Raw genomic sequence first — 22,704 nt, 5'->3', positions numbered from 1 at the left:
TGGCTTCGGTGATCCCGCGGGCCGGGCTAGTTCAGCTGGTCCCGGATCAGCTTCTTGTTGATCTTGCCGACGCTGGTCTTGGGAATGTCGTCGACGAACCGGATCTGTTCGGGAATCGCCCACTTATTGATGTCGCCCCGTGCCACGTACTGTTGCAGGTGTGCCTGGATATCCTCCGGGCTGGCGTCCGCGTCCGGTTTCAGGACCACCAGCGCGTAGGGCCGCTCGCCCCACTTTTCGTCCGGGATGCCGACCACGGCGGCGGCGGCCACCGCCGGGTGCTGGCTGATCAGGTTTTCCAGATCCAGGGATGACAGCCACTCCCCGCCGGTCTTGATGACATCCTTGATCCGGTCCTTGATGACCAGGGTATGGTTCGGCTCCATGCTGCCGACGTCGCCGGTATGCAGCCAGCCGCCCTGCCACAGCTCTTCGCCTTTCTCCGGTTCCTTGAAGTAGCTCTGGGTCAGCCAGGGCGCCCGCACCACCACTTCACCTTTGGCCTCGCCGTCGTGAGGCACCGGGCGGCCGTTGGGGTCGACAATGTCCAGCTCCACCATGGGAACCGCGATGCCGGTCTTCACCCGCTGGTCCGTCTGCTGCTCCAGCGGCCGTTCCAGATCCTCCGGCTGCAGATGGGTGGTGCTCAACAGGGGGCAGGTTTCGGACATGCCGTAGCCGGTGTACAGGCGAATGCCCAGCTTGGCGCCGGCCTCGCACAACCCCTTGGTCAGGGCGCTGCCGCCGATCAGCACGTGCCAGTTGCTCAGGTCGGTGGTCTTGATGGATTCGGTGGCCATCATCATCTGCATGATGGTGGGGACACAGTGGGAGAAGGTGACCTTGTGTGTCTTGATCAGTTCCACCAGCCGTTCGGGCTCGTAGCGGCCGGGGTAGACCTGCTTGATGCCCAGCAGGGTGGCGGCGTAGGGCACACCCCAGGCATGCACATGGAACATCGGGGTCACCGGCATGTAGACGGAACTGGAGCGCAGCAGCGGCATTTCGTCGTAGGCCGCCAGGGCACCGGTCATGGACAGGGTGTGCAGCACCAGTTGCCGGTGGCTGAAGTACACGCCCTTGGGATTGCCGGTGGTGCCGGTGGTGTAGAACGTGGTGGCGACGCTGTTCTCGTCGAAATCGGGGAAGTCGAATTCGGTTCCGGCCTGGGCCAGCAGTGCTTCGTACTCACCCAGGACCGGCAGCGAGGTGTCGGCCGGCCGGTCGTTGTCGGTCAGCTGGATATAGCCCTTGACCGTGCGGATCTCGTCCTTGACGCCTGCCAGCAGCGGCAGGAAATCGTCGTGCACCAGCACCAGGTCGTCTTCGGCGTGATTCATGGTGTAGACGATCTGTTCCGGCGACAGGCGGACGTTGACGGTGTGCAGCACCGCGCCGAGCATCGGTACCGCGAAGAAACATTCCAGATAGCGGGGCGTGTCCCAGTCCATGACCGCCACCGTGTCCCCCGGCTGAACGCCGGCCCGGGTCAGGGCGTTGGCCAGCCGGTGAATGCGCTCAACCAGCGTGCTGTAGGTGTAGTGGCTCCGGTTGGCGTAGTGAATCGTCTGGTCCGGGTTGTAGCGCGGCCCGGACATCAGCAGGCGCTTGATCAGCAACGGATAGGGGTAGGCGTTTTCGGCCGGGGGCAAGAGGCGCGGCTGTGCCATGGGGAACTCCTTGTTCTCGGTATCTGTTTGTTATTGGTCGGGAAAGCTAAATCTGACACAGATTGGCGAAAACCGGAACCGGAGGACCTGGGAAATTTTCGGAAAGGCCCCGGCCGCGTGGCGGGGCCGGGGTTCCCGTGTTTCAGGGGGTTATTCGTAGGTGCACAGGTAGGCGGTGTCGATGTCGGCCTTGACCTTAAAGCTGGCTTGGCCGGCCACTTCGAAACTCTCGCCCGCGCCGTAGGTCATCCATTCCTCCATGCCCGGCAGGAGAACGGTGAGGGCGCCGCTGATGACCGTCATGGTTTCTTTCTGGGTAGTACCGAACTCATATTCGCCCGGACTGATCACGCCGACGGTGGCGGGCAGGGTCGCGGTCCGGAATGCGATGGACTTCGCCTTGCCGTCAAAATACTCGTTTACTTTCAGCATGGAGCAGCCTCCTGTGATTCGTTGGGCTGCCTACTATACGACAAAACCGGGAACGGCCAATGACAATTTTTCGCGGTGTCGGTTACTGCTCCCAGGGATTGCCTTCGGTGCCGTCCATGGTGGCCACGCCGATGTGCATGGCGGCCTTGGCCAGCAGATTGGCGCTCACCGGCGCGGTCATGAACAGGAACACGGTGATCAGCACCTCGGAGATGCCGATGCCCTCGCCGCGGCAGCTGAAGTAGAGCACCGAGCTGAGCATGATCGCGCCCACCCCGAGGGTGGTGGCTTTGGTGGGGCCGTGCAGGCGGGTGAAGAAATCGGGCAACCGCGCCAGGCCGATGGCACCAACCAGGGTAAAGGCCCCCCCGAGCAGAAGCAGGGCGGCAACCAGGTATTCGGCGATGGGGTTCATGGCACCTCCTTATTCGATGACGCTGCCGCGTTTGAGGTACTTGGCCATGGCCACGGTACCGACGAAGCCCATGACCGCGATCAGCAGGGCCGATTCCAGGTACATCCGGGTGCCGAGGGTGATCCCCAGCAGGATGATCAGGGCGATGGCGTTGATGTAGAGCGTGTCCAGCGCCAGCACCCGGTCCGGCGCATCCGGGCCCTTGATCAGGCGGTAGACGTTGAGCAGGGCGGCCAGGGTGACCATGGCGATGGTCAGGTACAGAGCGAAGGTCAGCATGGGAACATCTCCAGCAACGGCTGTTCGTAGCGTTCGCGGATGGTGTCGATCACCTGCTGGTCGCTGTCGGCGTCCAGGGCGTGGATCAGCAGGGTACGCTGATCGTCGCTGACGTCGGCGCTGACGGTGCCGGGGGTCAGCGAGATGGTGCTGGCGAGGATGGAAATGGCCAGCGGGTGTTCCAGTTCCAGCGGGTAGCAGACGAATCTCGGCCGGGGCCGGCGTCCGCTGAGGATCAGCGCCGCCACCTGGAAGCTGGCGGTGACGATGTCGCGGATCACCCGCAGCAGGTAGCGGGGCATCCGCCAGACGTTCAGGAACGACGGGCGTTCGGGCCAGAACCCCTGGGTGATTTGGGGAATCGCCCAGGCCAGCACGAAGCCGAGCACGAGGCTGCCGCCACTGATACCGTCACTGAGGAGCTGCCAGGTGATGAACAAGATCAGGCTCAGCCAGGGTTGAGGAAAACTCAAACGGTCAAGCATCAGTCGTCCTCCCCGACCACCGGGGTCTGCAGGATATCGAGATAGGCGTCACGGTCCTTGAGCTGGGCGGCCGTGGCGTCGGTGTACTGGGCAATGGGGCCGGCCAGGGCCACGATCACGATGCTCAGGGCGAGCAGGGCACCGGTGGCTGTGGCGGTGCGGGCCTTGAGCGGACGAGTGTCCTCAATGTGGCCGCTGACGGTGCGCCAGAACACGATGCTGCCGGCGCGGGCGTAAGCGATCAGGGAGAAGAAGCTGCCCACCAGCAACACCCCCCACAGCCAGGCCATTTCCGGGCCGGGCGTTACCGACTTCAGGATCAGTACCTTGCCAAAGAAGCCGCTCAGCGGCGGCAGGCCCACAGCCGCCACGGCGCCGACCAGGAACAGCACGCTCAGCAGGGTCCGGTTGTGCATCGGTGGCGCGGTGACCACCGTGTCCCGGGCGCTGCCGCGCTGGCTGGCCACCAGATCCGCCAGCAGAAACAGGCCGGCGACGGTCCAGGTGGTGCTCAGCAGGTAGAACAGGGCAGCGGACAGGCTGGCCTGGGAGCCCAGGGCAATCGGCGCCAGCAGCGTGCCGACGGAAATGATCACCTGCCACGCCACCAGGGTTTTCAGGCTCTGCGCGCCCAGGGCGCCGATCACGCCCATCACCAAGGTGGCCAGGGCCAGCGGGAACAGCCAGTGCATGCCCAGGTTGGCCAACGCGCCGGCGCTGTCACCGAAGATCAGCGGATAAACTCGGAGAATGGCATAGATGCCTACCTTGGTCATCACCGCGAACAGGGCGGCGACCGGCGCCGTGGCCCGGGCGTAGGCCCGGGGCAGCCAGAAGCACAGCGGCAGGACCGCCGCTTTCAGACCAAACACCACCAGCAGCATCATGCCGCCGGCCTTGACCAGGTTCAGGCTTTCGCCGTCGATGTGCGGAATTTTCAGGGCCAGGTCGGCCATGTTGAGGGTGCCGGTGACGCTGTAAATCAGGCCGACACTGATCAGAAACAGCGCCGAGCCCACCAGATTGAGCACCACATAGTGCAGGCCCGGCACCGTACGCAGGGTGCCGCCGCCATGCATCAGCAGGCCGTAGGAGGCGATCAGCAGGACCTCGAAGGCCACGAACAGGTTGAACAGGTCTCCAGTCAGGAAGGCCATGTTCAGTCCCATCAGCTGGAACAGGAACAGGCCGTGGAACTGCCGGTTGCCCTCATCGGCACCGCCGATCGAGAACAGGTGGCAGAACAGCGCCAGCACCGCCGTGAGCACCAGCATCAGGGCCGACAACCGGTCCAGCACCAGCACGATGCCAAACGGCGGCTGCCAGTTGCCGAAGGCGTACAGTCGGTGACTGCCGTCGCTGGCCATGGCCAGCAGCACCAGTGCCGACACCAGCAGCAGGGTGGTGGTGGCCAGCGCCAGGGTCCGGCGCAGGCGGATGGGGGCATACCCCATCAAGGCCTGCAGGATGCCACCCAGCAGGGGAATGAGGATGGGAGCCGTCAGCCAGTGGTTCATTGACGCGGGACCTCCTCACTCTTGGGTTGCGGGATCCGGCTCCCCTGGTGACCATCGACGTGGTCATCCTCGTTGTCGGCCAGGTTCCTCAGGGACAGCACCACCACGAACGCCGTCATGGCAAAGCCGATGACAATGGCGGTCAGCACCAGGGCTTGGGGCAGCGGGTCGGCGTAGGTGTCCGCACTGCCGATGACCGGCTGGGCGCCGGTGCTCAGCCGGCCGGTGGCGAACAGGAACAGGTTGACCGCGTAGGAGATCAGGGTCAGCCCCACCACCACCGGGAAAGTGCGGGCGCGCAACAGCAGGTAGACACCGGAAGCGGTCAGGGTGCCAATGATCAGGGCAAAAACGAGTTCCATCAGGTTCCCTCCCTCTTCGGCTTGATGGCGGAATGGGGTGACAGCCGGCCGATGCTGACCAGGGCCAGCAGGGTGGCGCCGATCACCGTGAGATACACGCCCAGGTCAAACACCATGGCCGAGGCCACCTCGAACGTGCCCACCACCGGCCAGGTGATATAGCCAAAGGTGGAGGTCAGGAACGGGTAGCCGAAGGCCAGGCTGCCGGCGCCGGCGATGACAGCGAACACCAGCCCGACGCCGATGACGTTGTGGTATTTGACGGCGATGCGCGCCTGAGTCCAGACCATGCCACTGGCGATGTACTGCAGGATCAGCGCGACCGAGGTGATCAGGCCGGCAATGAAACCGCCCCCCGGCAGATTGTGGCCGCGCAGGAAAATGAACACCGACACCAGCAGCGCCAGCGGCAGCATCGGCCGGGCAATCTGCTTGAGCATCAGCGGGTGGGCGTCCCGGGTCCAGGGGTGACCCAGGCCGTCGCCCGGTGGTGGCGTCAGGGCGGTGTCCTTGAGCATGGCGTAGATACCCAGTGCAGCAATCGCCAGTACCGTGATTTCGCCGAGGGTATCAAAGCCCCGGAAGTCCACCAGGATGACGTTCACCACGTTGGTGCCGCCGCCTCCGGGCTTGCTGTTCTCTAGGAAAAAGTCGGAAATGGAGCTGAACGGTTGGGTCAGCATGGCCAGGGTGACCAGCGTCATGCCGACACCCGCCAGCAGGGCGATGGCCACGTCCCGGACGCGTTGGCTGCGGCGGCTTTCCAGCGGTGTCCAGGAGGGCATGTAATACAGCGCCAGCATCAGCAGCACGATGGTGACCACTTCCACGGAAAGCTGGGTCATCGCCAGATCCGGCGCGGAGAAACGGGCAAAGGCCAGCGCCACGATCAGTCCCACCACGCTCAGCAGGGTCAGGGCGTAGAAGCGCTCGCGGTGCAACACTGCGGTCAGCACTGAAGCCAGGATCATGACCGCGGCGGCGATGGCGGTCGGCGCATCGACCGGCGACAGGCCCCGCTCGCCGATGAACAGGCCCAGGTCCAGCAGCGGTGCCAGGGTAACGGCGATCACGCTGATCAGCAGCAGCAGCAGGTAACGCTGCAGCGAGCCGTTCTCGATGCGGCCGGTCAGGCTGTGGGCGACGCTGGAGACCCGGGATACCACCGCCTCGAACACCGCCTTTTCATCGATTTCCCGGAAGCGCGCATGGAAATCGAAGAACCGCTGGCGCTGGCTGTACATCAGCAGGCCGCCGAAGAAAGCGACGAAACTCATCAACAGCGGCAGGTTGAAGCCGTGGACCACCGCCAGATGGTATTCCGGCACGTCGCCGCCGAGGGTGGCGGAGGCGGCGGCGTACAGCAGTGGGCCGATGGATACCGCCGGGAACATGCCCACCATGACGCAGGCGAACACCAGAATTTCCACCGGAATTTTCATGTAGCGGGGCGGCTCGTGCGGCGGGTAGATGGGGAGGTCCACCGGTTTGCCGTTGAAAAACACGTCATGGATGAAGCGGGCGGAATAGGCCACCGCGAAAATGCCGGCCAGGGTGGCGACGATCGGCGGCAGCCAGGCCCACAGTCCCGGCAGGTTCAGGGCCAGGGACTCGGCGAAGAACATTTCCTTGCTCAGGAAGCCGTTCAGCAGCGGCACCCCGGCCATCGACGAGGCCGCCACCATGGCCAGGGTGGCGGTATGGGGCATATAGCGCCAGAGGCCATTGATGCGGCGCATGTCCCGGGTGCCGGTTTCATGGTCGATGATGCCGGCGGCCATGAACAGGGATGCCTTGAAGGTGGCGTGGTTGATGACATGGAACACCGCCGCCACGGCCGCCAGCTGGGTGCCCATGCCGAACAGCAGGGTGATCAGGCCCAGGTGACTGACCGTGGAGTGGGCCAGCAGGCCCTTGAGGTCATGCTTGAACATGGCCACGTAGGCACCCAGCAGGAGGGTGGCCATGCCGGTGAAACTGACCATGTAGAACCACTGCTCGGTACCGGCCAGCACCGGATACAGACGGGCCATCAGGAACACCCCGGCCTTCACCATGGTGGCGGAATGCAGGTAGGCGGAAACCGGGGTCGGCGCCTGCATCGCGTGGGGCAGCCAGAAATGGAACGGAAACTGGGCCGATTTGGTGAAGGCGCCCAGCAGAACCAGCGTCAGGGCGATCGGGTACAGGGCATGCCCCTGAATCAGCTCGCCGGCGGCCAGGACATCGTCCAGCTCGTAGCTGCCGACCATCCGGCCTATGAGCAGGATGCCGGCGAGCAGTGCCAGACCACCGCCACCGGTCACCGCCAACGCCATGCGGGCACCGCGCCGGGCGTCCTGCTTGTGGGTCCAGAAACTGATCAACAGGAAGGACACCAGGCTGGTCAGTTCCCAGAACACCAGCATCAGCAGCAGGTTGCCGGACATCACAATGCCCAGCATCGCCCCCTTGAAGCACAGCAGCAGGGCGTAGAACTTCGCCACGTTTTCCTTGGGTTTCAGGTAGTAACGGGCGTAGAGAATGATCAGCAGGCCGATCACCAGGATCAGCAGGGCGAACAGCAGCGACAAGCCGTCGAGCCGGAAACTCACGGCAATGCCGATGGCCGGCAGCCAGTCCTGGTGAAAGCGCACCACACCGCCGTCGGCCAGAACCGGCCAGTGCGGGTACAGGGCCGCCAGGGCAATCAGGGCAGGTACCGAAGAGGCTATGGCAATTGCCGTTCGGCCTCCCTGGGCGAACAGGGGCGCCGCGATTGCCCCGAGAAAGGGCAGTAGAACAACCAGCGGTAGCGACATCGCAACCTCGTTATCGGTTTTTTTCTTTTCGGGTAAACAGGCGTGTGTGCAGGAGTTTAGTTGCCGGCCAGGTAACCTGCATGGCGTCGGGCATGCAGGCGCACACGGCGGACCGGGCGTCAGGCGATGGGCGGGTCCGGGAAATAGGGCAAACGGCCACGATGCAGCGCGATATCGGCCGTTACCGGAGAACGAAGGGTCTGTTTGCAGCCGAAGGACCTTGCGGTCATTGGGTGCTCCGTCAGTCAAACTTGGTGACCGATAATACGTGCCCCGCGTGTCAGGTCAAGTCGGAGGGTGATTGACGTGGCCTATGTCAGGGATAGGCTGGCCGTGGCGAAGGTCTCGTCGGACGGCCGGTCGAGTACCCGAATGGGTCACATGGGTGACGCGGAGCGTCAGGTGACGGGGATTCGTCGGAAGGTCGTCATCGGAGGGTTTTCAGAGCGTCGAGAATGGCACGGGCCTCGGCTTCCAGCACCTGGCAACGCAGGTGATTGCCCTGGCGGACCGCCTGTGAGAGCTGTTTCTGCTTCATGTCGTAAAGCCGATTCAGGATGCTGAGCTGGCTTTGTTTTTCCGGAGCGTTCATGGACACTCCCTCCCGTCGTTAGACTGCTGTCGAGATTTTTTACACTATCCGGCCGGGATTGGGCCGTTACCCGGATTCATGCATTTCCCGCGCCAGAGGCCGCCCGTCCGAAGAAAATATGCACGGACCGGGTTCAATCGGGCCGCCGGTTGTGCGACGCTTTCGCGGAACCCAAGGAGAGCCGCCATGACCGACACCCTGATCGACCGCCGCGACCTGGCCTTCCAGCTGTACGAGGTGCTGGATACCGAATCGCTGACCGCCCGCGAACGTTTCCGCGAGCATAACAAAGGCACCTTCGATGCGGTGCTGGAGACCGCCGACCGCATGGCCCGGGATCTGTTCGCCAATCACAATCGCGCCGCCGACCAGCACGAGCCCCGGTTTGAACACGGCGCGGTGACCATGCTGCCGGAGGTCAAGCGGGCGTTTGATGCCTATGCCGAAGCCGGTTTCATCGCCGGCCGCTACGACAACGAGCTGGGTGGCATGCAGTTGCCGGAGACGGTGATGGCGGCCTGCAACGGCTTTTTCACCGCCGCCAACCCCGGCACCGCCGGCTACCCCTTCCTGACCACCGCCGCCGCCAACCTGATCCGGGTGTTCGGCAGTGACCGGCAGCGTCGCACCTTTCTGCCGCACATGCTGTCCGGCCGGTTCAGCGGCACCATGGCCCTCACCGAGCCGCACGCTGGCTCCAGCCTGGCGGACATCCGCACCTCCGCCTCCCCGACCGGGGACGGGCATTACCTGATCAAGGGCGCCAAGATCTACATCTCCGGGGGCGAGCAGGCCATCACCGAAAACATCGTGCACATGGTGCTGGCGAGGATCAAAGGTGCCCCGGCGGGGGTTCGGGGGATCTCCCTGTTCATCGTGCCCAAGTTCCGGGTGGACGAGCAGGGCGCGTTGGGAGAGCGCAACGGCGTGGGCCTGGCCGGCCTGATTCACAAGCTGGGGTACCGGGGCACCACCTCCACCGCCCTCAGTTTTGGTGACGATGGTCCCTGCCACGGATACCTGGTGGGGGAACCGCACCAGGGGCTCAAGTACATGTTCCAGATGATGAACGAAGCCCGCCTGGGGGTGGGGTTTGGCGCCGCGGTGATTGGTTACCGGGGCTATCTGCACAGCTTGGCCTACGCCCGAGACCGGCTCCAGGGACGTAAGCCGTCGGAAAAGGACCCGGAAAGCCCGCAGGTGCCCATCATCGAGCACGCTGACGTCCGGCGCATGCTTTTGGCGCAGAAAGCCTACTGCGAGGGCGGCCTGGCGCTGTGTCTGTATGGCGCGCGCCTGGTGGACGACCAGCACACCCACCCGGACCCGGACCGGCGCCGGGAGGCCGGTAAGTTGCTGGACCTGCTGACCCCGATTATGAAAGCGTGGCCCTCCGAATATGGCCCCAAGGCCAACGATCTGGCGATCCAGGTATGCGGCGGCGCCGGTTACACCCGCGAGTATCCGGTCGAGCAGTGCTGGCGGGACAACCGTCTGAATCCGATTCACGAGGGAACCAACGGCATACAAGCCCTGGACCTGCTTGGCCGTAAGGTCTGGCAGGACCAGGGGCACGGCCTGCAGTTGCTGTTGCAGGCGATGCAGCGGGACCTGGAGGCGGCCAGTTCCGAACGCTGCCAGCCCTGGGCACTGTCCCTGAGCGAGACCCTGCAACAGGCGGTGCGGGTGACCCAGAGCCTGGGCCAGGCCCTGATGTCGGGCAACCCGGACAGACCCCTGGCCAATGCCGCCTGCTACCTGCACCTGTTCGGTCATATCGCGGTGGCCTGGATGTGGCTGCGCCAGGCCAATGCCGCCGTTGCCGGCCTGGACACGGCGACTGACGATGGCGAGCGGCATTTCTACCTGGGCAAGCTCCAGGCTGCCCAGTATTTCTTCCACTGGGAATTGCCCACCGTGGCCCAGGATCTGGTGTTGCTGCGCAACCAGGACGACACCTGCCTGACCATGCGGCCGGAGTGGTTCTGACCCGTGCCGTCCGGTTCAATGCCTGCACGGCCGGGCCTCTGAGCGGCGCTCCCGCCCGGAAGCCCGGCCGTCTCCGGAGCGGGCGTCAGGCCGCCTCGGAGGACTTGGAGGAACCTTCGCGCCGGGCCCGGGCCTCGGCCGCCACGTTCGCCGCGTAGTCGGCGTACTTGGCCATCAGTTCCTCCTTGCGATCCGGGTCCCAGTTGATTTTCGACAGATCCCCTTCGTAGTGCTCGATCACCCGCTTGTCCATTTCCTCGTACCACCACTTCGGAATGTACGCCGGCAACAACATAGAGGCGTAGCCGCCGGGTAGCTGGGGGGCCTTTTCGAAGTGCCGGAGCGCCTGGAAGCTCCGGGTCGGGTGGGCGTGATGGTCGGAGTGCCGCTGCAGCTGGTACAGGAACAGGTTGGTGACGATGTGGTTGCTGTTCCAACTGTGTTCCGGGCGGGTGCGCTCGTACTTGCCGTTGGCGTCCTTCTGCCGCAGCAGGCCATAGTGCTCGATGTAGTTCACGCTTTCCAGCAGGCTGGCGCCATACACCGCCTGGGCGGCCAGGAAGGGAAGGGCGCGGGGGCCGCAGATCAGGGTGGTGGCGCCAAAGAAGCCGGCGCTCATGAGCCAGCCCTGCAGCAGTTCGTTGTCCAGGCTCCAGAACGACTTGCCGCGCCGTGCCAGGCGTGCCTTCTCGATCTGGATCGAGGACCGGATGCCACCGATCACCGTGCGCGGCAGGAATTTCCAAAAGCTTTCACCCAGCCGGCTGCTGGCCGGGTCCTCCGGCGTGGCCACGCGCTTGTGGTGACCGAAATTGTGTTCCACCACGAAGTGGGTGTAACCGGTGGGTGCCAGCGCTGCCATGGCCAACAGCTTGTTCAGCCTGTTCGGTTTGTGGCCCAGCTCGTGGGCGGTATTGATACCGACACCGTTGATCGCGCCCACGGTCAGGGTCAGGCCGATCTTGTCCTCCAGGGGCGTTTTCTTGCGGCTGGCCAGCCAGGCGCCCAGGACGGTCATCGCATACTGGGTTGGAATGAAGGCCTTGACGATGCGGTCATAGTACTTGTCCTGCTCCAGGGAGCGGACGGCCGTCTCCGGGGGATTGCTTGGGTCCTCGCCGATGGCCCGGTCCAGCGCCGGAATGATGGCATGTACCAGAGCCGGTCCGGTCCAGGCCAGAGCCTTGAGCTTTTTCGGTGCCAGGGCGTATCCGGTCAGTGCGGCCAGGCCGATGCCGGGCAGCGCGGGTCCCAGCAGCCACAGGTAGCGCTTGGGATCTTTCCAATCGGCCCCGGCCGTGGCTGTGGTCTCAGGGGGTGGGGACTGGACGGGCGGGGACTGGACGGGCGGGGACTGGACGGGCGGGGACTCAGGGGGCTGGTGGGCTTGGGCGGTCATCTCGGACTCTCCTTGTGTTCAGGGTGTGCCTTCAATTTATGTCGGACAATCTGGCAATTCAACAGTCGTCCGTCTGTGGCGGAGGGTTGGCTCGATATGACAAGGCGCCGGCCAGTGGCGGAACCGGAGATCCTGGACCAGACTGAAAGGCGAGACCGCCCCCCGAACAGGACGTCGCCATGACCGCCTACAAGCCTCAGGACGCGCTTGCCCACTGGACAGTGCAGGACATGCTCCGTCAATGCCTGACCTCCGGCCGTATGGTGGAGGTGGTCTACCGGGACAGCGCCGGCCAGGTGTGCATCGCCCATGATGTCATCCGGGACCTGTTCAACCGGGCCGGACGGGACTTTATTCTGCTCGGGCGGGGCGCGTTGCTGAGCCTGGATCACGTGCTCACGATCGACGGTCTGCCGCCCTGCTCAAGCTGCGGTTAACCAAAGGGTAATTGCCCCGTAATTGCCTTTGTTCCGACCCCCCGCGTACCCTCTAGGTCGGTTTTCAATGACTTCAAGGGAGGGAAACGCGATGAAAAAGCAACTCGTACTGGCTCTGGCCCTGGCTTCGTCCATCACCCTGGTGGCCTGCAGTTCCGAGGACGAAGGCCCGGATTTTGACCAGGCCGCCGACAACGCCGGCGAGATGATGGACGAAGCCGGTAACAAGATCGAAGAAACCTACGAGGAAGCCACCGGCCAGGATGAAGGTGCGCTCGGTGAAATCCAGGAAGGCGCGGAGAATGCCGCCGATAACATCGGCGATGCCGCGGAAGAAGCCGGGGACGACATGGACGACGCCCGCCAGGAAATGACGCAGTAACCGTTCTGACCGGGGCCCCGTGCCAGGGCCCCGGCACGCTCTCCCGCATGTAAAAAAATGTTAACCGGACTGTCGTCAAACAGTTCCGGCCCTGTCATATTTGCCGCCGAAACTGGCCTCTCCAAAAAACACCCCATGTCGACCGTTGAGAGAGGCAACCATGGCCAAGCATCATCTTGATCCCCAGTATCTGGACCCCAACTACGAGCCGGTGGTGAACCGGTCCGGCAACACCCCCTTTGGCGACATCCTCGCCGCCCGTATGCAGCGCCGCACCATCATGAAAGGGAGCGTGGGCGCGGCCCTGGCCGGCCTGATGGGCGCGGGCCTGGCGGGTTGTGGCAGCGACGACGATGACGACCGTGCCTCCAGCAGTGGCGTTGCTTCCACCGAGCTCGGCTTCAAGGCGGTACCGGTATCGACCGAGAACCGCGTGGTGGTGCCGGAAGGTTACAGTGCCGTCGCGTTTCTGCCCTGGGGAACCCCAATCACCGGTGCCTACCCAGAATACCGTCCCGACGGTACCAACTCCGGGGAGGACCAGGAGCAGCAGGTGGGCATGCACCACGACGGTATGCACTTCTTCCCGATCGACCTGAAAGCGGGGGGCAACAGCTCCAGCGAGGGGTTGCTGGTGATGAACCACGAGTACATCAATCAGAATGCCCTGCACGCCACCGGCCCCTCCTATGTCAACGGCCTGCGCCCGGCGGACGAAGTACGCAAGGAAATCGCCGCGCACGGTGTCTCCGTGGTCCACATCAAGCGTGACAGTGCCGGCGTCTGGGACCTTGTTCACGGCAGCCCCTTCAACCGCCGCATCACCGGCAATACCGAGATGGACATCCGCGGCCCGTTGCGCGGCTATCACAAGCTGGTGACCAAGTTCAGCCCGGACGCCACCGAAACCCGCGGCACCCTGAACAACTGCTCCATGGGGCCGACCCCCTGGGGCACTTATCTGGCGGCGGAGGAGAACTGGCACGGCTACTTCGCCAACAAAGGCGCTTCCCAGCCCCGTGAGCAGGTACGCCATGGCGTCGGCAGCGAAAGCCGCTATGACTGGGAACTGGCGGACAGCGGCGCCGATGCCTATGTTCGTTTCGACATCACGCCGGGCTCCGGCAGCGCCGCCGACGACTATCGCAACGAGGCCAACACCTACGGCTTCATGGTCGAGATCGACCCCTTCAACCCCCAGAGCAAACCGCAGAAACGCACGGCGCTGGGCCGCTTTGGCCATGAGGGCGTGATTTTCGCGCCGGTGAGGGAAGGGGAGCCGGTGGTCTGCTACTCCGGCGACGATTCCCGCTTCGAGTACATCTACAAGTTTGTGTCGTCCCAGCCATACTACGCGGCCACCGCCGGTGGCTATCTGCTGGACGAAGGCACCCTGTACGTGGCGCGTTTTAACGATGACGGCAGTGGCGACTGGCTGTCCCTGGACCTGGAAGACCCGGACTTTGCCGCCAAGGTTCAGGCGGCCATGGGGACCACCGTGGGCGACATTGTCTTCGAGGGTTTTGAAAACCAGGCGGATGTTCTGCTCAATACCCGGCTGGCGGCGGACATCGCCGGCGCCACACCGATGGACCGGCCCGAGTGGGGCGCCATCGATCCCAACACCGGTGAGGTCTATTTCACCCTGACCAACAACTCGCAACGGACCGAGGATCAGGTCAACGCCGCCAACCCGGTTGCCAACAACCAGACCGGCCACATCATCCGCTGGCAGGAAGCCGGTAACGACCACGCTGCCACCGGCTTCCAGTGGGACATCTTCGTGTTCGCCGGAACCCAGGGCACGGAAACCGTGGTCGACGGTGAAGCGGTGGTGACCCTGGATGACGACAACATCTTCAACTCGCCGGACGGCCTGTGGTTCGACTACAACGGTCGCCTGTGGATCCAGACCGACGGTTCCGACGACGCCCCCTACCAGAACAACATGATGCTGGCGGCGAACCCGGAAACCCGGGAAATCAAACGCTTCTTCGTCGGCCCCACGGGCTGCGAGGTGACGGGCGTGGTGTCCACGCCGGACGTTCGCACTTTGTTCGTGAACATCCAGCACCCGGCCGGCAACTGGCCGGATGCCAGCGACCCGAGACCCCGTGACGCCACGGTGATTGTCACCCGCGACGACGGCGGCATCATCGGCGCCTGATCACCACCGGCCACCGATCACGCCGAAGGCCCGGACGATACCAGACGTGTCGTCCGGGCCTTCGGCGTTGTGGTTTTAGAATCGTCGGATTTGGCCGATACTCCCCATGACTGCACTAAAGTATGAGTTATTCAGCCGGCACGATTCATTAGGCTGGCGGATGGTGTGAGTACCAATGTGAAACCAACAACAATAACGATGGAACGGTTATGGGACTGCTTGATCGGACTGCGATGTACTGGGGGCTGGCGGTCGCGCTCGGCCTGGTCCTGGTGGAGGTCGTGATGGCGACCTTCTTCGGCCTGGATGTGACGGCCCTGTTGATGGGGCTTGTTCTGGGGCTGGCGGGGGCGCTGGTCTTTGTCATCGTCCGGGTCCTGGACCCGCTCGATCGCCGGCTGGCGGCCTTGGCCGAGGGACGTCTGGCCGAGGACGATCCGCTCCGGAAGCGGTGTGCCGGCCTGCTGGCGGACGCCCAGGCGGGCCGGGCGCTGGTGGAGACCTTGTCCGGCAGCGCCGATCGCAACGCCATATCCGCGGCCCAGGTGTCCCATGCGGTGGATCAGCTTAAGCTGCGCCTGGACCGCCAGGTCGATGAAATCGCCCAGATGGCCGACTATGCCGGGCAGATCACCGCGAGTGTCCGGGAGTCGTCGCAGCAGGCCACCGATGCCGCCACCATGGCCCACCAGGCCAGTGTCACCAGCGAGGAAGGGCGGGCGGCGCTGGCCGAGGCGATCGAACGGGTGCGGCAGGTGCACCGGCAATCGGGAGAAAACCTCCGGCTGATCCAGGAACTGAACGAGAAGTCCAACCGGATACAGGGGGTCACCGCCACCATCCAGGGGATTGCCGAGCAGACCAACCTGCTGGCCCTGAACGCGGCCATCGAAGCGGCGCGGGCGGGGGAACAGGGGCGGGGGTTCGCGGTGGTGGCCGACGAAGTCCGGCAGCTGGCCAGTCGCACCGGTCAAGCCACCAGCGAGGTTTCGGAAACGCTGGAGGAGATCCGTTCCGACACGGCACTGATCGTGCAACGAATCGAGGATCTTGCCCAGGGTGTCGACAGCGGCTTGGCGTCGGTGGAAAGCGTGGGCGAACGGCTGGAACAGATTCGTGACCAGTCCGATCGGGTCCAGCAGCAGGTCGCCCGTATCGCCGAGATTGATCAGGCCAACGAACAGAGCTTGGCCCGGGTGTTCGCCGCCATCGAGACCCTCAAGGACCAGATTTCCGAAAGTGACCAGAGCGTGGCCGGGCTGGCGGAACAGGCCGGCACGCTGATGGAGCTGGCGGAGCAGGGGAACGCGGCCTTTGCCCTGAACAGCGAGGCCAGTTACCACCGCTTCTTCTACGAGCAGGCCCGGGCCGGAGCCGAGCAGGTGGGACAGTTGTTCGAGCAGGCCATTCGCGAAGGCCGTCTGAGCGAGGCCGACCTGTTCGACAGCCACCGGGAGCCCATCCCCAACACCCGGCCGCAGAAGTACTCCACCCGTTTCGACGGCTTCACCGATCAGCATCTTCCGGCCATTCAGGAACGGATCAAACAGTCTCACGAGGCGCTGGTGTTTTCCATTGCCTGTGCCCGGGACGGCTATGTGCCCACCCACAACCAGGCGTTTGCCCACGCCCCCACGGGCGATCCGGACGTGGACCTGGTCCGGAGCCGCAGTAAGCGGCTGTTCAACGACCGGACCGGCATCCGCTGTGGCACCCACACCCAGGCCATGCTGTTGCAGACTTATCGCCGCGATACCGGTGAAATCATGCACGACCTGTCCGTGCCCATCTACGTGAACGGCAGGCACTGGGGTGGTTTCCGGTTGGGGTATCGGCCGGAGGCGCGTTGACGGCGGCCTGGCCCGGGCGCTGTGATAGACTGGCGTTTCCCTTGTCCCTGGAGAACAGATTTTGGCCGAACCCGACTACATTCCGGCGAACCCCGACCCCCGTGAGCAGCGCTCCGACCCGGCCCGGAACCTGGCCGTGGCGGTCTATATCCTGCAGGCGCTGGCCTTCTTTCTGGGGGGCGTGACCGCGCTGGCGGGGGTGATTCTCAATTATCTCAAGCTCGATGACGTGCGGGGCACCTGGATCGAACGTCATTTCCGCTGGCAGATCCGGACGTTCTGGATCGCGCTGCTGTGGGGGGTGATCGGCATGCTGACCGTGCCCCTGATCATTGGCTGGTTCATTTTGTTGGGCACCTCGATCTGGGCCATCTACCGGATCGTCAAGGGGGCCCTGGCCCTGAACGAGGGAAAGCCGGTGTAGCGGTAGCTCCGCTCAGACACCGGTGACCAGGAGCAGCATACCGATGACGGTGTTGCTCACGGCGGTGTCATCGGTGCGCTTGTTGCCACCGGCCATGTCCAGGGGCCGATCGGCCGATCTCCGAGCTGGGTCAGTACGTTGCTGGCGAGGATCAGAAAGAAATTCCGGGGGACGTCCCGGCAGGCCGACTCGGGAATGTCCTTGCAGACCCGGGCGTCTTCCTCGTTGGCGATCAGGCTGTAGAGCGGGTCCAGGGTATCCGGATGGTGGTTCGACAAGGTGTCGTCCTCCTGACACATGAGGGCCAGGGATAGCCGCAGCGATCCCGGCCCTGAAGGTCAGGGGGCGGTTCACACCAGATGGTGGTCCCAGTAAACCGGCAGGCTGGCCAGTTCCGTCGGGCGGTTGTCGCCGCCGAGCCGGACCAGCTTGCCGCGCCCGGAGGAAATCAGAAAGTCGCCGCCGGCCAGTGGCTGGATACCGGCGCAGTCCGGCAGCGACAGCCGGGCCCGCAGTCGGCCGCTGGGCCCCTCGAATATCACCGCGGTGCCGCCGACCGGAGAGGTTGCGGCCACCAGATCGTTTTCCGGGTGGGCGATGACACTGGCGATGTAGTTGGCCAGAGCCGCCTGGGTGTCGTCCTCGAACCGGATCTCCCGTAGCTGGCCGCCCTCGAGCCGGGACAGTAGCGCGGGCGTTTCATAACGGGGGCCCTGGTACTGGTAGGCGACATACACGGTGCCGTCGGGGCCAACGTCCACATGGCGGGTGCTCTGGTGATGATGGCCGGGCCGGACGCGGCCGACGATCTCGCCGCTGTGGCGGTCCATCAGGACCAGGGCCGGGTCCATGGTGTCCAGATTCAGTTTGATTCGGTCATAGTCCGGATGGGTGAGAATGCCGCCCAGGCCGACCACCAGGGTATCGCCGTCCGGATGCAGGGTGATCTGGTGCGGGCCGATACCGCCCAGATCGAAGGTGTCGGCCCGCCGGTACCCGTTCCGGGCATCGTATACCGCGACGATGGCTTCGCCTTCCTCGTAGCGGCTGGCGGTGGCGTACAGCCAGCGGCCGTCGGGAGAGAACACCCCGTGTCCGACGAAATGTTCGCCGTCGGCGGCCCGGATGTGGTAGCGGCGCTCGCCGGTGTGACGGTCGAACACATAAAAGGACCAGCCCGGACGCCGCTCGAAGAACAGGATTTCGTCCGCCGCCGGCCGGTTGCAGCCGCTGTGGCAGCGGGTGGCCACCGGCGATTGCCACAGCAGCCGACCCCGACGGTCGACGACGCCAACCCCGAACGTGCCGTCGGGGAGCCCCAACGCACCGCCGTACTGATCCGGCGCCGGCCCGGTCGTGCGGGGCAGCAAGCCGCACCCGGTCAGCGTCAGGGCCAGGCTTCCGGCCAGTCCGCCCTGGAGAAAACGCCTGCGGTTCAGCTGCGCCATGTCGCCGCCTCCTCAGTCACCGTCGCTGGAATTGAAGCCACGGACCACGCCGAGGGCAACCGCCGCCTGGTCATTGACCAGGACGGCCAGCTGGGACAGGTCCACGTACAGGCCCTGCAGGGCGCCAAAATGGCCCTCGGGGGCCAGCAGGGGGGCCATCGGCTGGCGCAGCGCCGGGAAGTGCTCCAGGACTTCCCCGAACTGGGCGTCGATCCATGGGCCCAGTTCCGGCTGGTCACTGTGCTCAAGCAGCAACGCCAGTCCCGGGAAAAAGTACTGGTGCAGACCGCGCACCGAGGCTTCGATGCCGGCCAGGCTGCGGCCGCTGCGCCAAGCGTCGGCGACGTAGACGGAGCGTTTGCCCGTGCCGCGCAGCCCCATGGGCTGGGCCAGGCGTCGCTCTTCCAGAATTTCCAGGGCGGCGACGCCGGCACGCAGGGTGGTGTCGCGGAACTGGGCGGTGTCGAGATAGTGGGGCCGGAACGCCTGCCAGTCGGCCAGCAGTTGCTGGCTGTTGTCGGCGATGTGGCCGGCCACCGCGGTCAGCAGGGCGCAGCTGGACGTTGCCGGCAACGCCTGGTCGCTGGTGCCGAAAGCGTCGTCGAACAACAGATACTCAGCCATGGGGAAACCCTGGACGGCGACGCCACCCTGTTCCACCTGCTCCCGGGTCACCGGGGCGCCGGAGGTCAGCAGCGCCCGGGCCTTGCGGGCGACCAGGTTCTTCGGATCGGGCCAGAACTGGAACTGCCAGGCCCGGTTGTCGTTTTCCACCGGCCCGAAATCGACGAAACGTACCGCCTGCCAGGCCAGGAATGCCCGTTGCCAGGCATCCCGTACCTGCGCCAGGGTGGTCTGCTCCGGAGCCTGGCAGTAATCACCGGCAACCCGGGCGAAGGTCTGGGCTTCCCGGGCCAGGGCCTGGTAGCCGGACAGGATGCCGTCATACCAGAGGTGTCGGGCTTGGCGGTCGAGGTCCGTGGTGTCGCCGGCGACGGCGAGTCCGGAAGCCAGCAGCCAGGTGCAGGCGAGCAGCAGTCGGGTCAGTCGTTGCATGTCAGTACCTTAGAGCGATTGCAGGAAGTCGATCAGCGCTTGGCGGTCCTCCGCCGGAAGGCGGCTGTACCGGTCGGCCGCGGCCTGGGCCTCGCCACCGTGCCAGAGGATGGCTTCCTCCAGGGTGCGGGCCCGGCCATCGTGGAGGTAGCCTGCCAGCGGGTTCACCACTTGTGCAAGGCCAATACCCCACAGCGGCGGCGTGCGCCATTCGTTGCCGTCGGCCAGGAACTCCGGGCGGCCGTCGGCCAGGCCCGGGCCCATATCGTGGAGCAGCAGGTCGGTGTAGGGCCAGATGGTCTGGTGGCTCAGGTCCGGACGCTCGGCGACCTCGCCGGTCTGGTAGGTCGGCCGGTGACAGGCGGCGCAGCCACTCTCGTTGAACAGCTCCGCGCCCCGGCGCACCGAGGGCGCATCCAGATTGCGTCGGGCCGGAACCGCCAGGCTCTTGGCGTAGAAGGTCACGAAACTGGCCACCTTGTCGCTGACTTCCGGTTCCCCGCCGGAGGCGAACCGTTCGCACTGCTGCTCGGGCGTGCAATCGGTGGTCGGTTTGAGGGTGGACGTCAGCCCCATGTCACCGGCGAAGGCGCCCATGCTCTGCTGGTGAACACTCGGCTCGCCGGCCTTCCAGCCGAACCGGCCGGGCACGGTTTGCTGGCTGGCCAGGTCCCAGACCTGGTTGAGCTTGCCGGAGATGCCGTCGCCATCACGGTCGTCCGGGTCTGCCTGGGCGGCCAGGGTATCGATGGGAATCGCCTCCAGCAGGCCCATGCCAATCATCTGGGGCGCCACCCGCGGGGAGATCAGCAGGTTGTCCGGCAGGGGGCCGTAGTTGGGGTTTTCAATCCGGTACCGGGGCTGGCGCAGTGCCACCTGGGTGCCGTCGGCCAGGGTCCGGGTGAGCGGCTGCCACTCCACGATCAGGTCGGCCTCCGGCCGGGCGGCGGGCAGGGCCGAGGTCTGCAGTTGGCTGCCGTAGACGGGGGCGGGTTTGAAACCGTGGACACGGAGAATCTCCGCGTCCGTGTCCGGATCGGCCGGAACTGCCAGCCGCAGGAACAGGGACACCGAAGGAGCGTCCGCGCTGGGCGGGTTGCCCCGGCCGTCCTTCAGGTGGCACCCCTGGCAGGAATTGGTGTTGAACAGGGGGCCGAGGCCGTCGCGGGCGTCGGTGCTGGCCGGTGCCTCCACCCAGGGGTTACGGAAGAAACTGTTGCCGACGCTGAAGTCCAGGCGCTTGGTCATGGACAGGTTGGCCTGGGGCAGGGAATAGGCGTTGGTGTCGGACTGCTCGACCGTGCCTTCGCCGCCGGTCATCGGGGTGGTCTGGATCGGATAGCCGGCATGGCTGTCGGCCAGCACCGGGGCGGCCCCGAGCGCCAGCGCCAGGGCTGGGAGTAGACGGTGTCGTTTCATGAATCACTCACGCATCAATTGAAGAAGCCATGGAAAACCCGCGTCATTCGAAACAGGCTTTCCATGGCTCGTTCTTGGTCTTTACAGGATATCGGGAGCCTTTGGCTCCCGATATCCGGATCTGGCAGACCGTATCGGTCAGAAGCTGTGGCCGGCGTCGTCCGGAGACAGCGCCTCGATGCCCAGTTCCTGGGCGGCCTGCTCAATGGAGCCGGTCTGCTCGACCAGCGCCATGATAGCACCGTTCACGATTTTCGCACCGGCGGCGTTGCCGGGGGCGATCATCATGTCAAAGCGCATCGGTGCCTGGCTGGACTCGGCCTTGGCTTTCAGCAGCCCCAGGGCTTTCATGCTGGCTTCCAGCTGGGCGTTGAGGCGGGCATCCAGTTCCGGATTGGTTTGCCGGACCAGATCGGACAGGGACGGCCCCTCGACCAGGCGGCCGTCCACGCGGCGGTAGCTGCCGGTGTAGACGTTCTGGATGCCCTGGCCATTGTAGTAATGGGAGTTGTGGGTGTTGTCGCTGAAACAGTCGTGCTCATCCTCGTAGGAGTTCGCTTCCAGGGCAACCTTCATCCGCTCGCCCGCCAGCTCGCCGAGGGACAGGGAGCCCATGCCGAACAGCATTTTCTGGACGCCGTCGTTGGCGTCCGCCGCCAGCAGCTGGGCCCGGTAGTTGTCGTCATGGCCCGGCGCCCATTGGTCGACCATCCATTCCAGGTCGGAGACCAGCAGGTCGGTGACTGCGTCCAGGTATTGGGCACGCCGATCACAGTGACCGTGGGTACAGCCGGCGCCGGTCACGTAGTCGGAGACCGGGCGCTCGCCGGCACCCAGCTCGAAACCGTGCAGGTCCTGCCCCCACAGCAGAAACTCGATGGCGTGGTAACCGGTGGCGACGTTGGCCTCGGAACCGCCGATTTCGTTCAGGTTGGCAAGCAGCTCCGGCGTGAGGTTGGACACGTCGATGGTTTCACCGCCCACGTTGATGCGGGTGTTGGCGATGATGTTGGCGGTGGCGCCGGCATTGCCGAGTTCGTGTTGGTAGTCGTCGGCCTTGACGTAGTCGATCAGCCCCTCGTCCAGAGGCCAGGCGTTGAGCTGGCCTTCCCAGTCATCAACGATGGTGTTGCCGAACCGGAACACTTCGGTTTGCTGGTAGGGTACCCGCGCTGCCAGCCAGGCCTGTTTGGCCGCTTCCAGATTGGCATCGGTCGGGTTGGCGATCAGTCGGTCGGTGGCTTCGTCCAGGGCCCGGGCCGTGGTCAGTGCGTCCTGATAGTTGGCATAGGCCAGGTCGGCGTAGTGCTCAACCACGTCCGCTTTGGTGACCGGCGCGGCGGTGTCCTTTGACCAGGGGGTGTGGGTGCAGCCTACCGTCAGTACGGCGGCAACGGTCAGCGCCAGCGGGGCTGGGCGAAACGGTGTTTTCATTGTGGGCTCCGTGTGTGGGTAAAAAATACAAATGGTAAGGATTCTCGTTCAGATTATGTTGGCTGAATCCACACAAAGCAAGGGGACTTTGCCGGGGATTTGACCTGAGTCGGTTGACAGCCAGAAAGCATTTTAAAATTTAATGA

Annotated in this window: 20 protein-coding genes and 1 pseudogene; 6 read left to right on the top strand and 15 right to left on the bottom strand. The window is 64.8% G+C overall.

What is annotated here, in order from left to right; genetic code table 11:
- Positions 1-26: 26 nt before the first annotated feature.
- From BTO32_RS09760 to BTO32_RS17905, 9 genes are all read right to left on the bottom strand, one after another.
- Positions 27-1,670 carry a fatty acid--CoA ligase gene (locus BTO32_RS09760; RefSeq protein ID WP_076724457.1) on the bottom strand — a complete coding sequence of 548 codons (1,644 nt, stop codon included), beginning with the start codon at positions 1,668-1,670 and terminating at the stop codon, positions 27-29.
- 150 nt (positions 1,671-1,820) lie between these two features.
- A complete protein-coding gene (gene ppnP, locus BTO32_RS09755) occupies positions 1,821-2,102 on the bottom strand; it encodes a pyrimidine/purine nucleoside phosphorylase (protein WP_076724456.1) in 282 nt (93 codons plus the stop codon).
- 82 nt (positions 2,103-2,184) lie between these two features.
- Positions 2,185-2,517, bottom strand: coding sequence for a Na+/H+ antiporter subunit G (locus tag BTO32_RS09750; RefSeq protein WP_076724455.1), 333 nt, complete (start codon positions 2,515-2,517; stop codon positions 2,185-2,187).
- 9 nt (positions 2,518-2,526) lie between these two features.
- Entirely contained in the window at positions 2,527-2,796 is a 270-nt protein-coding gene (locus BTO32_RS09745; RefSeq protein WP_076724454.1) for a K+/H+ antiporter subunit F, read from the bottom strand.
- Positions 2,790-3,281 (bottom strand): Na+/H+ antiporter subunit E, encoded by a 492-nt coding sequence (locus BTO32_RS09740; RefSeq protein ID WP_076724453.1) that lies wholly within the window; start codon positions 3,279-3,281, stop codon positions 2,790-2,792. Before BTO32_RS09740 ends, BTO32_RS09745 begins: the two co-directional genes overlap by 7 nt.
- A complete protein-coding gene (locus BTO32_RS09735; protein WP_076724452.1) occupies positions 3,281-4,798 on the bottom strand; it encodes a monovalent cation/H+ antiporter subunit D in 1,518 nt (505 codons plus the stop codon). The genes BTO32_RS09740 and BTO32_RS09735 overlap by 1 nt, the downstream gene beginning before the upstream one ends.
- Entirely contained in the window at positions 4,795-5,160 is a 366-nt protein-coding gene (locus BTO32_RS09730; RefSeq protein ID WP_076724451.1) for a Na+/H+ antiporter subunit C, read from the bottom strand. The genes BTO32_RS09735 and BTO32_RS09730 overlap by 4 nt, the downstream gene beginning before the upstream one ends.
- A complete protein-coding gene (locus BTO32_RS09725; RefSeq protein ID WP_076724450.1) occupies positions 5,160-7,961 on the bottom strand; it encodes a monovalent cation/H+ antiporter subunit A in 2,802 nt (933 codons plus the stop codon). The genes BTO32_RS09730 and BTO32_RS09725 overlap by 1 nt, the downstream gene beginning before the upstream one ends.
- A 427-nt stretch (positions 7,962-8,388) precedes the next feature.
- A complete protein-coding gene (locus BTO32_RS17905) occupies positions 8,389-8,553 on the bottom strand; it encodes a hypothetical protein (RefSeq protein WP_175618658.1) in 165 nt (54 codons plus the stop codon).
- 186 nt (positions 8,554-8,739) lie between these two features.
- Here BTO32_RS17905 and BTO32_RS09715 point away from each other — a divergent pair, with 186 nt between their 5' ends.
- Entirely contained in the window at positions 8,740-10,542 is a 1,803-nt protein-coding gene (locus BTO32_RS09715; protein ID WP_076724448.1) for an acyl-CoA dehydrogenase, read from the top strand.
- Positions 10,543-10,627: 85 nt separating this feature from the next.
- Here the strand turns inward: BTO32_RS09715 and BTO32_RS09710 are convergent, their stop codons facing one another.
- Entirely contained in the window at positions 10,628-11,941 is a 1,314-nt protein-coding gene (locus BTO32_RS09710; RefSeq protein WP_076724447.1) for an alkane 1-monooxygenase, read from the bottom strand.
- Between the two features lie 179 nt (positions 11,942-12,120).
- Between BTO32_RS09710 and BTO32_RS09705 the strand changes: the two genes are divergently transcribed.
- The 5 genes from BTO32_RS09705 to BTO32_RS09685 all read left to right on the top strand — a co-directional run bounded on the left by BTO32_RS09705 (position 12,121) and on the right by BTO32_RS09685 (position 17,201).
- Positions 12,121-12,378, top strand: a complete 258-nt coding sequence (locus BTO32_RS09705) for a hypothetical protein (RefSeq protein WP_076724446.1) — start codon at positions 12,121-12,123, stop codon at positions 12,376-12,378.
- A 91-nt stretch (positions 12,379-12,469) separates the two neighbouring features.
- Complete coding sequence (locus tag BTO32_RS09700) at positions 12,470-12,760, top strand: hypothetical protein (RefSeq protein ID WP_076724445.1); 291 nt, start codon at positions 12,470-12,472, stop codon at positions 12,758-12,760.
- A gap of 160 nt (positions 12,761-12,920) precedes the next feature.
- Entirely contained in the window at positions 12,921-14,927 is a 2,007-nt protein-coding gene (locus tag BTO32_RS09695; protein ID WP_076724444.1) for a PhoX family protein, read from the top strand.
- A 209-nt stretch (positions 14,928-15,136) separates the two neighbouring features.
- Positions 15,137-16,777: a methyl-accepting chemotaxis protein gene (locus BTO32_RS09690; RefSeq protein WP_076724443.1), complete on the top strand. Its 1,641-nt coding sequence runs from the start codon at positions 15,137-15,139 to the stop codon at positions 16,775-16,777.
- A gap of 61 nt (positions 16,778-16,838) precedes the next feature.
- Positions 16,839-17,201, top strand: a complete 363-nt coding sequence (locus tag BTO32_RS09685) for a DUF4870 family protein (RefSeq protein ID WP_076724442.1) — start codon at positions 16,839-16,841, stop codon at positions 17,199-17,201.
- A gap of 95 nt (positions 17,202-17,296) precedes the next feature.
- On the opposite strand, the pseudogene BTO32_RS09680 reads toward BTO32_RS09685, so the two are convergent.
- From BTO32_RS09680 to BTO32_RS09660, 5 genes and pseudogenes are all read right to left on the bottom strand, one after another.
- A pseudogene (locus BTO32_RS09680) lies at positions 17,297-17,500 on the bottom strand (hypothetical protein); the annotation flags it as partial.
- A gap of 51 nt (positions 17,501-17,551) precedes the next feature.
- The gene (locus BTO32_RS09675) at positions 17,552-18,649 is read right to left on the bottom strand and encodes a DUF1513 domain-containing protein (RefSeq protein WP_076724441.1); all 1,098 of its coding nucleotides are present in this window, start codon (positions 18,647-18,649) and stop codon (positions 17,552-17,554) included.
- A 12-nt stretch (positions 18,650-18,661) separates the two neighbouring features.
- Entirely contained in the window at positions 18,662-19,705 is a 1,044-nt protein-coding gene (locus tag BTO32_RS09670) for an imelysin family protein (protein ID WP_076724440.1), read from the bottom strand.
- Between the two features lie 9 nt (positions 19,706-19,714).
- Entirely contained in the window at positions 19,715-21,124 is a 1,410-nt protein-coding gene (locus tag BTO32_RS09665; RefSeq protein ID WP_076724439.1) for a di-heme oxidoreductase family protein, read from the bottom strand.
- A 138-nt stretch (positions 21,125-21,262) separates the two neighbouring features.
- A complete protein-coding gene (locus tag BTO32_RS09660) occupies positions 21,263-22,558 on the bottom strand; it encodes an imelysin family protein (RefSeq protein ID WP_076724438.1) in 1,296 nt (431 codons plus the stop codon).
- Positions 22,559-22,704 lie beyond the last annotated feature (146 nt).

It is taken from the genome of Marinobacter lutaoensis (assembly GCF_001981305.1).
In the GTDB taxonomy this organism is placed as follows: Bacteria; Pseudomonadota; Gammaproteobacteria; order Pseudomonadales; family Oleiphilaceae; genus Marinobacter; species Marinobacter lutaoensis.
This window is presented reverse-complemented; position numbering and strand designations above follow the sequence as displayed.